The 11812-nt window shown below is 51.0% G+C and carries 13 protein-coding genes; 4 read left to right on the top strand and 9 right to left on the bottom strand.

What is annotated here, in order from left to right; all coding sequences use genetic code 11:
* Positions 1–12: 12 nt before the first annotated feature.
* The 4 genes from WH37_RS02355 to WH37_RS02370 all read right to left on the bottom strand — a co-directional run bounded on the left by WH37_RS02355 (position 13) and on the right by WH37_RS02370 (position 4062).
* Positions 13–1329, bottom strand: coding sequence for an LLM class flavin-dependent oxidoreductase (locus WH37_RS02355; RefSeq protein ID WP_046228944.1), 1317 nt, complete (start codon positions 1327–1329; stop codon positions 13–15).
* Positions 1298–2491, bottom strand: coding sequence for an MFS transporter (locus WH37_RS02360; protein ID WP_143088535.1), 1194 nt, complete (start codon positions 2489–2491; stop codon positions 1298–1300). The genes WH37_RS02355 and WH37_RS02360 overlap by 32 nt, the downstream gene beginning before the upstream one ends.
* Positions 2492–2804: 313 nt before the next feature.
* Entirely contained in the window at positions 2805–3221 is a 417-nt protein-coding gene (locus WH37_RS02365) for a GIY-YIG nuclease family protein (RefSeq protein WP_052736756.1), read from the bottom strand.
* A 58-nt stretch (positions 3222–3279) separates the two neighbouring features.
* Positions 3280–4062, bottom strand: coding sequence for a DUF2087 domain-containing protein (locus WH37_RS02370; protein ID WP_074904838.1), 783 nt, complete (start codon positions 4060–4062; stop codon positions 3280–3282).
* 172 nt (positions 4063–4234) lie between these two features.
* On the opposite strand from WH37_RS02370, the gene WH37_RS02375 reads away from it, so the two are divergent.
* Positions 4235–4585: a PadR family transcriptional regulator gene (locus tag WH37_RS02375; RefSeq protein WP_046228946.1), complete on the top strand. Its 351-nt coding sequence runs from the start codon at positions 4235–4237 to the stop codon at positions 4583–4585.
* On the top strand, positions 4572–5390 hold the full coding sequence (locus WH37_RS02380) for a permease prefix domain 1-containing protein (protein ID WP_046228947.1): 819 nt from the start codon (positions 4572–4574) through the stop codon (positions 5388–5390). Before WH37_RS02375 ends, WH37_RS02380 begins: the two co-directional genes overlap by 14 nt.
* 91 nt (positions 5391–5481) lie before the next feature.
* Here the strand turns inward: WH37_RS02380 and WH37_RS02385 are convergent, their stop codons facing one another.
* Both WH37_RS02385 and WH37_RS02390 read right to left on the bottom strand, forming a co-directional pair.
* Positions 5482–6714 carry an MFS transporter gene (locus WH37_RS02385; RefSeq protein WP_046228948.1) on the bottom strand — a complete coding sequence of 411 codons (1233 nt, stop codon included), beginning with the start codon at positions 6712–6714 and terminating at the stop codon, positions 5482–5484.
* Between the two features lie 33 nt (positions 6715–6747).
* The gene (locus WH37_RS02390) at positions 6748–7830 is read right to left on the bottom strand and encodes a lactonase family protein (RefSeq protein ID WP_046228949.1); all 1083 of its coding nucleotides are present in this window, start codon (positions 7828–7830) and stop codon (positions 6748–6750) included.
* A 187-nt stretch (positions 7831–8017) separates the two neighbouring features.
* Between WH37_RS02390 and WH37_RS02395 the strand changes: the two genes are divergently transcribed.
* Together WH37_RS02395 and WH37_RS02400 are read left to right on the top strand one after the other, a co-directional pair.
* The gene (locus tag WH37_RS02395) at positions 8018–8356 is read left to right on the top strand and encodes a LytTR family transcriptional regulator DNA-binding domain-containing protein (RefSeq protein ID WP_046228950.1); all 339 of its coding nucleotides are present in this window, start codon (positions 8018–8020) and stop codon (positions 8354–8356) included.
* Between the two features lie 187 nt (positions 8357–8543).
* Positions 8544–9551, top strand: coding sequence for an aldose 1-epimerase (locus WH37_RS02400; protein WP_046228951.1), 1008 nt, complete (start codon positions 8544–8546; stop codon positions 9549–9551).
* Between the two features lie 97 nt (positions 9552–9648).
* Here the strand turns inward: WH37_RS02400 and WH37_RS02405 are convergent, their stop codons facing one another.
* From WH37_RS02405 to WH37_RS02415, 3 genes are all read right to left on the bottom strand, one after another.
* A complete protein-coding gene (locus WH37_RS02405) occupies positions 9649–10107 on the bottom strand; it encodes a RidA family protein (RefSeq protein ID WP_046228952.1) in 459 nt (152 codons plus the stop codon).
* Positions 10108–10139: 32 nt separating this feature from the next.
* A complete protein-coding gene (locus WH37_RS02410; RefSeq protein WP_046229011.1) occupies positions 10140–10901 on the bottom strand; it encodes an SDR family NAD(P)-dependent oxidoreductase in 762 nt (253 codons plus the stop codon).
* 170 nt (positions 10902–11071) lie between these two features.
* Positions 11072–11812 (bottom strand): ABC transporter permease, encoded by a 741-nt coding sequence (locus WH37_RS02415; protein WP_046228953.1) that lies wholly within the window; start codon positions 11810–11812, stop codon positions 11072–11074.

An 11812-nucleotide genomic window follows, 5' to 3' on the forward strand; every position in this document is an offset into this window, starting at 1 on the left:
TTGCCCCCTACCTTAGCGCCCTACCGCATATCGATTGTCTGGTACAGCCAAGCCCAAATTGCCGCGCAGCGTATCGCTTTCGTATTCGGTACGGAATAGCCCGCGCTGCTGCAAAATCGGAACAACTAGCTCGACGAAGTCGGCCAAGCCGCCTGGGACGACCGTTCGAACGTTAAAGCCATCTGCCGCCTCCCCTTCAAACCATTGCTGAATCTGGTCTGCGATTTTCTCCGGCGTGCCGATAAACGAGGTGCGGGGCGTTGATGCCCGAAGTGCGACTTGGCGCAGCGTGAGTCCTTGCTCTCTCGCCTCCTGTTTAATTTTGTCCGTTGTGCTGCGGAAGCTGTTGCTGCCTATATCGCCAATGTTTGGGAACGCTTCATCCAGCGGAAACGGGGAAAAATCAAAATGATCAAAGTAGCGGCCCAAGTAAAGCAGCGCTTGTTCAATTTCCACGAGCTCGGCCATTTCCTGATACTTCTGCTCTGCTTCCGCTTCGGTTCTGCCGACAATTGGCCCGATACCCGGAAAAATCAGCAGCTCCTCTGACTCCCGTCCATATGCTGCTGCCCTTCCCTTCACATCCTGATAAAAAGCCCGCGCTTCCTCGAACGTTTCATGTGCCGAATAAATCGCATCAGCCGACCTCGCTGCCAAATCCTTGCCTGATTCCGAGGAGCCGGCCTGGAACACAACCGGATAGCCCTGCCGGGAGCGCGCCACATTAAGCGGCCCCTGTACAGAGAAAAATGTTCCTTTATGATGCAGCGTATGCAGCTTCTCCTTATCAAAAAACACACCAGCCGCTTTATCGCCGACAAAAGCATCGTCTTCCCATGAATCCCACAAGCCTTTGACTACTTCCAAATGCTCTTCGGCTATTTCGTAGCGCAGTGCATGATTTGGATGCTCACCCTTGCCAAAGTTGAGCGCCGAGCCTTCGAGCGGTGAAGTGACGACATTCCATCCCGCTCTGCCCCCGCTCAATTGGTCAATGGAGGCGAACTGTCTAGCGACCGTAAACGGCTCGCTGTAGGAGGTCGATAACGTCGCAACGAGACCGATATGCGAGGTTGCTCCCGCCAGCGCCGACAACAGCGTCAATGGCTCAAATCGGTTTAAAAAATGCGGATTGGACTTCTCGTTAATGTACAAGCCGTCCGCAATAAACAGCAGATCAAATTTGCCCTGCTCGGCTATTTGCGCCTGCTTTTTGTAAAAATCCAAGCTTACGCTCGCATTAATGGGCACTTCCGGATGGCGCCAAAAAGAAATGCTGTTGCCCACCCCGTTTAAGTTAGCCCCTAGCTTCAATTGTCGTTTTGTCATGACTTGCCTCCCTTATTCCCCATGCTGCTCCCAGCAATGTAATGCCCGTTACTAAAAATACAAATGGAATACCGGCCCACCCGCCAAGAAAACCGCCAAGCAGCGGGCCGACTACAATGCCAAATTGACTGGCGGTTTGGCTCAGGCTAACCGCTCTACCCCGAAAATCCTTATCCGCATATTGGATAACGAGCGCATTCAGCGCTGGATACACTGCGGCGAAAAACAAACCGTAGCCAAAGCGCAAAATCCCAAAGCCGATCAGATGCTGCATGGTCAGCTGAAGCAAATTGCCAATGCCGCCGCCAATCAGCCCAATAAGCAGCACCTTGCCATAACCGATTCGCCCGCCAAGCCTCCCCCAATAAGGACCCATAATGACGGTAGCAACCCCTATCGCCGAAAATACAATGCCTGAGCTGAGCTTAGCGCTGCTTATGCTGCCACCAATTTGCACAACATAGATCGTCACTAGAGGCTCTAAAATCATGACCGAGGTGGATACCAGCAAAATCAGCCCATAGATGCGAAATAATTTGGAACTCCGGGCTGCCTGCTTCAAATCCTGAAGCACGCTCGGCCGAGCCTCGGTACGGCGCTCATGCACTTCTTTTACGCCTAGAACAACGGTCGCTGAAATCAGCGTAATGATGCCTGATGCAATGAAGCATTCACGCAGTCCAATCCACTGGCTCAGCACGCCTCCAACAAGCGGACCTACAATGCCGCCAGCAGCGGTCGATGTAGAGATGACGCCGAGCGCGTACCCGACATGCTTTTCCGGCGTGTTCGTCCCGACCAAAGCGAGGGAAGCGGGCGTGAAACCCGCCATCACCCCTTGAAAAATCCTCACAACGATAAACGTATAAGGATCATGGACAAAATAGTTCGCCACATGCGCGGCCCCAAGGCCAACGCCTGAACGCACAAGCATCAGCTTACTGCCATATTTATCAGCTAGCGAGCCCCAGAAGGGCGCACATAAACCGCTGATCAGGAAGCTGATGGCAATGGAAACGCCGGACCAAGCCTCCAGACCCTTGTCGACACCGAGATCATGCTGCAAAAACAATGGGAAAAATGGCACCGAGAGCGTATATGCCATATGATTGAAAAACAGCCCAAACCATAAAATATAAAGATTACGCTTCCAGTGAAGCACTGCGCCGCTCCTCCATTCGTTCCCGCCCTTCGCCCCTTATTCAAATTCCGATAAATCTCATTAATTTAATTGGTTTTAACATTAACAACACTCTATCACTTCCCTTCTCTTACCGTCAATTTACTTGCTAATAGAAATTGTCTATGAACCGATTCAGTTTATCGATTGGGCATAAATCATGCCTGCATATTGCATAGCGGCAAGCATACAAAAATAGGACCATCCAGCCCCTTCGGGCGGATGATCCTGCTCTCTCGTTTTCGTGTCGCTTTATCCCGCTTGATTCATGCTTGATCTCCCAGCCTGCCGTCGCCTATTCCGGCTCGTTATAACAATCGACGCCTTCGGCCAGCAGCTTCGCCAGCCATTTCTGTTCCAGCTCTTCAGCCGCTTTTTTATATTTGCGCATTTGCTCGGCTGACGTGCCTCCCTGCTCCGCTGGGTTCACATCCTTATAATCGAACAGCACCTTTTCTTCGAGCTTCATTTTTTCCAAAATATCAAATTCGAACTGCGCCGCTCCCTGCTCATTCCAGTCCATTTGCAGCTCATCATTTTTGTGCGTGCCAAAGTCCAGCTCAAACCGCACCCGGTTCAGCGCCCCATCCATATTGGAGGTCGAGCCAATAAACTTGCGTCCGCTTGCCGTATTCGTAATTTGATAGACGCCCATTACCCGTTCCTGCTCCATATACTGTGCCGTCAACTGCTTGCGCTCTTCTTTATTCATCGTTATTCCTCCTCAAATTCGTCTATTCGTCCTCATCCATAGAGCTGTCTTGCCTAAGTTAGCCTTTAACCCAATATTCGCTGCAATCATCCGTACGGTCAAGAAAGCCATATTCGATCAAATAGCGGCGCAGCGTCACATAGTCCGCTTCCCAGTAACGTTTAAGCTGCTCATTTACTTCCTTCTCCGTGTACTTGCGCGATGCTTCAAAGTCAGCTGAAATATGGCGCAAAATCGCCACCTTCCGCTTCTCCTTCCGAGGGAACGAAGCAAGCGGACCATCCGGCCCCTGTGGAAAATATTGCTTCATGATCGACTCGTACTCATCCTCCGTAATCGCATACCGTTCATCGACCCGCGTCGCTGTGCGGTGAATCGGCATAAAGCGAGGCGTGTCTGCTGACACTCCGCTCTCCATCAGCTCAATGGCGGCAAGCAGCAGCTTTGCCTGCTTCGCCTTCTCCTTCAGCACAAACCGATGATTGCGAATCGTCGAAGCGCTGCCGCCTCCCGAGCTTTTGACGATTTCCGCATCGGACATGCCCGAGGCAAACTGGCGGATGAGCTGCTTTTGCAAATCGGTCAGCCCGCTCGCCTTCTTATCCAGACCGAGCAAATAGTCGAGCATCGAGCCATGGCTGTGCTGAACATGATAAGCCGCATATTTGCGGGCTTCATACCATTTATCGCTATCCGGCACCCGGAACACTTCTCCATCCTCGAAGGCTGCTCCACATACGAGACAGCTATATCGTCCTTCGTCTTGAACGAATACAAAGCCTTTCTTCAAGTCGGCAAGCTCCGCTGACCAGAACAAATCATTTTGTGACAAAACAAACACCACCTATTTAAACTGTTTTATTTTATAGACATAATAACATTTCGTTTGGTTATTTTCAACTTCCATTTCAAACCCTCAAATAGCATAAGCGATCTAATTATAATTTATTTTTTATAATACCTTGCATTATATAGTATTATATTTTATATTCATTTCAGGGGGGATGAACGTTTTGGAAATTAATAAGGAAGTTTTGAAGGGACATATCGATACGATCATTTTGTCCTTGCTGCACAGCCGGGATCGCTACGGTTATGAATTAGCTAAAAATGTGCGCGACCAAAGCGGCAATCAATTTGATCTAAAGGAAGGCACCTTGTATTTATCGCTCAAGCGGCTGGAGAAAAACAAGTGGATTACGTCCTATTGGGGCGATGAGCAAGGTCCTGGCGGCCGACGCAAATATTACAAGCTTACCGCGGAAGGCGTAGAGGGCTATTTGGTGAAACGCTCCGAGTGGGAGTTTTTGAAGCATATGATGGAATCATTTTTGCAAGGGGGAGACCGTGTTGAAGGAGATTGAAGTGTATGTGAACAGGCTGTATCAGCATGCAGTCGGGAATAAGAAAGAAATTAAAGAACTGAAGGATGAAATGTGCAGCCATCTGATGGAAGCGGTACATGAGCTGAAGCAGGAGGGCAAATCCGAGCAGGAAGCGGTTCATCTGGCGATTGAGCGATTTGGAGGAGAAGCCGAGCTGCAATTGGTCATTGGACAATTGTTTCAGGCGCAGCGGATTTTCGCAAAAAGAGTGCTGTACACAGCGATTTTTTTCCTAGTAGCCAGCCTTCTCACCATTTTCATCATCTGGGTGGATGAACTCGGAAATAACAATGAGAACCGTGCTATTGCCGAACGTATTTCTGACCTGCTAGGCACTCAGTCCAGTATTACAGCTGATCAGCAGGAGCACATCAAGCAGTTGGCACAATCAGCTGGACAAATTGCCAGCATTAAAGTGTACAAGCTTGATAAAGTGGAACGTGATAACGGTGAATACACCAGCTTTAATTCAGAAGGAGTTATACCTGATTATCAATATGATACGTCTGTCCCTATTTTTGAATGGATGGATTACTACTACTCACTTGATCAGGAATGGTTCATTCATATTAAATCCCGCCATTTCTCCGGAATGTTCGATGCTGTCCTTGTTGGCGGCCTTACAGCCTACATTGTGCTTTTCACCATTTGGGCCATCATCAACGCCTACCATCATAGAAGGCTTAATACCGGATGGATTATCGTCTTTACTTTATTTAACGCGGTCGGCTATATCGCCTATCATCTTATTAGGCGAAAAGCACGGTTGAACGCTGCGGGTTAAATTGGCCGGCTCATGAATCTGGCGTTATTCCGCAAAAAAAGTCTCCAAAACCGCGCCCATCCACGGTTTTGGAGACTTCTTCATTTACAGCTTAATCCCGCCGATCCTTCGGCAGCAAAATACCGAACAGGCCGAGCAGCGGCAGCACGCTGGAGGCATACATCACCTGCGCGATGCTGTAATGGTCGGCTGCTGTGCCGAGCACGATTGCTCCCAAGCCGCCCATACCGAAGGCTAGTCCGGTAATAAGCCCCGATGCCATGCCGACTTTGCCTGGCATTAGCTCCTGCGCATAGACGACACTGACCGAGAAGCTCGACTGGAGAATGAGGCCGAGCAGCGTAATGACCGGATATACCCAGAAAATCGGCAAATGCGGCAAAATGACGGTCAGCGGCGCAGCCCCTGCAATCGAGAACAGCAGCATCCGCTTGCGCCCGAAGCGATCGGATAGCGTGCCGCCGAAGAAAGTTCCAGCGACCCCTGCCACCATGAACAGAAAGAGCGGCACCTGAGCCGCGCCAATCGACAGCCCATAATCACGCTGCAAATAAAATTGATAAAAGCTTGTGATCCCGGCCGCATACCAAGAGCGGGCAAACACCATGACGAGCAGCAGCACCAGTGCAATAGCTACCGCTTTAGTGCCGAGTGCATCCGCATTTGCTGCTGCGCCGCTCTGCTTCGCCTTGCGATCCGCGAGCCCTTTCGCCGCAAGCTCCGCTGCGTACCAAGGCACGATGCGCAGCAGCAGCATAATGCCTGCCAGCGCCAGCAGCGTCCCCCATACGGCCCCTCGCTGCCCAAGCGGGACGAATATAAAAATCGTCATGAGCGGCGCAAGCGCTTGTCCAAAATTGCCGCCGACCTGATAGATCGACTGCGCCAATCCGCGTCTGCCGCCCGCAGCAAAATAAACAACACGCGAGCCTTCGGGATGGAATACCGCTGACCCAAAGCCGACGAACACAACCGCCAGCAGCAGCGTCCAGAAGTTTGGCGCATACGCAAGTCCCGCCATCCCTGCCATACTGCAGCACATGCCGGCAATGAGCATCCATGGTGCGGGCTTTTTATCCGATAAAATGCCAATAACCGGCTGTAATACGGATGAGGTCATATACAGCGTGAACGTAATCCAGCCGATCTGGCCGAACGTTAGACCGAGCGATTGTTCAAAAATCGGGAATAGGGCGGCGACGACTGACTGCATCGAATCATTCAGCAGATGGACGCCGCTTATAGCGAATAATATGCCGAATAAGGCTTTATTTTTCGAATCAACCGTTTTAATAGGTTTGCTTAATGTATCCGCATTGGACATGCCGCCCGCCTTCTCTCACTGTTTCTGCTGTGTTTAACCGATCCAGACGCACACAGGACTCGAAATTTGTAAAAGCTCGCCTTCAGGCGACAGCAAACCGCTGTCCGCATCCACCTGATAGCTCAAAAGATGATTCGTCTTCTGGTTCGCCACAAGCAGCCTGCTGCCATCAGGAGCCAATGCAAAATTGCGCGGCCCTACCCCGCCGCAGGAAATATGCTGCAAAAGCGTTAGGCTGCCATCAGCCGCATTCACTGCAAATACCGCAATGCTGTCATGGCCGCGATTCGAGCTGTACAAAAACTTGCCCGACGGTGCCAGCGCAATATGCGCCGCATCGTTGTACGCGTTAAACCCTTCCGGCAGCGCGCTAATGGTCTGCACGAGCTCCAGAGAGCTGGCATCCTCTGCATCCATTCTCAGCACCGACACCGTCGAATCCAGCTCATTCATCACGTAGACGATTGGAAGCTGCTCATGGAGCGCCAAATGCCGCGGTCCTGCTCCTGCATGCAGCTGGTGGGAGGACACGTGCTGAAGCGGCTCTTCCGCCTCTGGATTTTGGCGGTAAATAAGAATGGAATCCGTGCCGAGATCCGTTATGTAAACATAAGGCGACGGCCCGCCGAGCGGCAAAATCGCATGGGCATGCGGCGCATCCTGACGGCTCGCATTTGGCCCAAGCTCTCCCTTGCTGCCGACAACTGCTGCCGCCGGCTTCAAGGATCCATCCTCCGCAAGCGGCAGCATCGCTGCATTCCCGCCTGTATAATTGGCTACGAATACCGACTTGCCATCCGAGCTGACATAACAAGGATGCTCGCCATGGGTAGACTGGCGATTCAACTCGCTCAGCTTGCCAGTTTCCGGGTCAATCGCATAAGCAGCAACCTCGCCGCCTCGCACACCATTCGCTTCCGCCGTTTCACTGACCGCATACAGCCGATCCCCTGCTTCATTAACGCTCACAAATGATGCGTTCTCAATTCCCGATACCTGCTGAATGACATTCAGCGAACCGGATTCGCTATCATGCTTCGCCACGTAAATACAAGGCTCCGCTGCGCTGCCGTAGCAGCCGATATAAACGATTCCTGCGAGCTTGTTTGCTTTCAATCGTTCTCATCCTCTCATACTATCATTATGTAAGCGTAATTTTTATATTATAGTGACCATAGCACAATGAAAATAAGCATGACAACCGTTTTCGAAAAAACACTTTCCAATGTCTTCTGCCCATGATATAATGTAAGCGCTAACAATTTTCCGTTTTCATTCTCATTTCTTGAAGGGGGCTTATGGAATGATGAATACTGTATTGAACGGTGAACGCAATATTTACGAGGATTTTGAAATTGAGTCGGACGTCCTTTTTTTCAAGGTCGGCATGCCCGAGCTCGTCAGCTTCCACGGCAGAAACTACAATATAAAGAAAAGAATGACCGGGGACCAAATTCGCAAGCTGATTGACGACAGCCATTTTTATCAAGTCAGCTCCAATTGCTACATTAACATTCGCAAGGTGAAGGCGATTACGGACGGCATTGCTTATTTTGGCACCGATGCATCCGACTCCAAGAACATCCCTATCCCTAGACGTAAGCAAACCGTCATCAAGCAGCTCGTAGGGCAAGCGCAATAATCGGTTAGCAGACAAATACCGCACACGGCTTCCCTACATCCATATGCGCACACATTAGCCATTCATTCACACACAACCGCCGTATACCGTGACTCACGGAATACGGCGGTTGTGTGTTTACATTGATCCTGTTATTCTAATCTGGAGCATGAATCGCCAAATATTCGCCAAATTTAAGGAGGCTATTATGAGCAAGCAAGGACAAGCGCTTGAGCAAGCATTTCATGGGGAACCAGCCGTTTGGCTAAAATGGGGAGCCTACGAAGCAGCGGTTTTGCCCGCAGTAGGTGCTAACCTAATTGCGTTCCGCGATATAGAGAAGGGTTATCATTTTTTGCATGAGCCTGCTGAGAGCGAGATGGCAGCATTTAAAGCAAGCCCCGGTACTCATGGCATTCCCGTGCTATTCCCTCCGAACCGTTATCAGGATGGCACGTTTACAATGAACGGCAAGACGTATACGTTCCCTATCAATGAGCCAAAAACAGGAAACCATTTGCATGGCTTCGTACATACGGCTGCATGGGAAGTGCTGGACTACGGCACACTGAAAACCGAAAGCTACGTGCTGCTTCAAATCGCAGTGGATGAGCAGCATCCGATTTATACGTATTTGCCGCATCGTTTTGCGATTACTCTGCGTTATTCATTGAATGACCAAGGACTATTCCAGCATATTTCCGTACATAACCGCGGGAATGACGCTATGCCTTGCCTGATCGGCTTCCATACGGCGATCAATGCGCCTTTTGCCCCGCAGAGCTCTCCTGAGGATTACAGCTTCACGCTGACAGCGGGAAAACGCTGGGAGCTGAATGAGCGCATGCTGCCAACCGGACAGTTTTTGCCGCTTAGCAGCGACGAAGAGAAGCTGCAAACGTCGGGCGCTTCTCCTTATTTTGAGCCACTGGACAATCACTATACGGTGGAGACACGCAACGGCCGCAATCAGATGGAGCTGACGGATGCGCGCGAGCAAGTGACTTTGGTCTACGATGCAGGAACAGCCTATAAACAGTGGATGGTGTGGAACAGCAACGCCTCTGGTCAATTTTTCTGCCCTGAGCCGCAGCTTAACCTCGTTAATGCACCGAATGTCGATCTGCCAGCAGACGAAATCGGCCTGGTCAGCCTGGAGCCAAACGGCATCTGGGAAGAAACGAGCCGCCTGTATGTGAAACCAGCTGCCAACTAGCATGCAGCCATCCTAAAGGAAAAAGCCGAAGCCCCGCATACGAGCGGGCTCCGGCTTTCTTTCATTTAATAAGCAACTGGGACTGCCGCGCAATCCCTTACTCCTCTACCTCAAAAATCGAATCCACAATGATTGGTAGATTGTTTCTTACCGATACGGCTCCGAGGACGGAGCGGGCATGGCTTCCTTTTTCCCCGAACACGTCCATCATTAAGTCTGAACAGCCATTCAGCACCTTGTGATGCTCTTCGAATTCAGCTGTTGCATTAACGAAGCCTTGGATTTTTACGACCCGTTTTACTTTATCAAGGGAGCCCAGTGCATCCTGCAGCACAGCGAGCACCTCAAGCCCCGCCTGTCGGGCAAATTCATAACCTTCCTCGGTCGTGAAGTCTTTGCCCAGCTTGCCCTTCGGACCTCCAGAAGGCCCCTTGCCTGAAACAAACAGCAGTCCATTCACATTTACAAAGTTTGCGTATTTAGCCGCAGGCTCGCTCGCCGTTGGCAGCACAATACCCAGCGCTTCAAGTCGTTTACTAATCGTAGACTCGGACAAGAGAACTCCTCCTATCAATTTATGTATCGTGGTTAAATCGCTGGCATAACGTTTCCGCCATTGACCGGCACATACGCCCCCGTAATGAAGCTGGACAGCTCGGAGGCCAGAAAAACGACTGTGTTGGCAATTTCCTGATCGCTTCCCCGCCGCTTCAGCGGCACATTTTTCTCATAGCCTTCATTGCGCTCGCTGCCTGTCGCACGATCCCGGTCGCTGATCGTCCAGCCCGGCGCCACTTGATTGACGGTAATGCCGCTCTCGCCAACCTCTTTGGCAAGCACGCGGTATACGCCGTCCATGCCTCTTTTGCCTGCTACGTAGGCCGATTGGCCGGGTGCATTTTGCATGGCGCATTCCGTGTTGATGCCGATAAAACGGCCGCCGCCGCGCTCCACCATTGCGGGAACGAAAGCTTTTGCCAAGTAGACGCTTTGCATAACGCATGATTCGAACTGGCTTTCATAATCCTCGATCGGCTGCTTCAGCACGCTTTCCCACTGGTACTGAATGACGGCATTCGCCACGACAATATCCACTTGACCAAGGCCTGCCACTGCTTCCGCTTGAAGTCGGTTCACATCGCCTTGCTTCGTAATATCTGCCTGAACCGTAATCGCGCGTCTGCCCAAAGCTTCTACCGCCTGCTTCAGCTCCAGCGCCTTGTCCTCATTGCTCCGATAATGAATGACCACATCCGCCCCGCAGTCTGCGAGCGTTCTAACCATCACACGTCCCAAATCTCCAGTCGCTCCGGTTACGAGCGCGATCTTCCCAGTCAAGTCGAGTTGCAGCATAAACGTTCAGCTCCTTTGTTTATTCATCATTCGTCGTTCATCATTGGTAACGCTTCCCTCCTAGGCTACCATATCCTTGTACCATGCGTATATTCAAAATTTCAATATGGTGCTTATTTTGACGAATGATGCCTGATGTTGTTCATGTGTCCGATAGCGATGCGGCTTTATGCCGAAACGTCAGCCGTTCGCAGCCGATAAATCGCAGCGGCGCTGAATGCAGCCGTATAAAGCAAATTCACAACAACGACCGTCAGCTGCTGCTGAACAGGCAAACTCTCCGGGCTCAGCACGCCCATCCCAATCGTCAACAGCGAATGCGGAAAAAACAACCCAGCCTTCGCTACATACATACCCAGCCCCAGAAAAGTTGCTCCTAGCCCGATTCCTACAGGGACGGCAAAGCTGCGTATCCGCATGGACAGCGCCAATTGGAAGCTGCTGATCGTAACAGCGGCCAGCCAGCCCCGCAGCAGCCAGCCGAATAATTCCTCCGGCAATTCGAAGATACTTAATCCTGTCATTGTGCCCCCAATGATATACAGCAGGGCAAATACCAATTGCACAAAAGCCGTCAGCATGCCTGCTGTAAGAAGCTTGGCCCAAAAAATGCTGGCAACCGGAACTGGCGCTGTCATCATCATGTTCCAGTTTTTTCCTGAATGCTCCAATCTGCACAGATAGGCACAGCAAATAGCGATCAGCGTCGGAAAGAAAAACTCGCCATAAAACAGCCCGACTTGCGACCATAAGCTATACCAGCCATTTTGCAGTACACCCTGATTCATATAAAAATTACCGCAGCCCATCAGGACGCTGACAATCGGCAGCGCGAGCAATACGATCCATAGATGCGAATGGCGCAGCTTCAGCCATTCAGCGGCAACTACCCTTTTAAGCGGAAACAT

This window comes from Paenibacillus algorifonticola (assembly GCF_000971975.1).
In the GTDB taxonomy this organism is placed as follows: Bacteria; Bacillota; Bacilli; order Paenibacillales; family Paenibacillaceae; genus Pristimantibacillus; species Pristimantibacillus algorifonticola.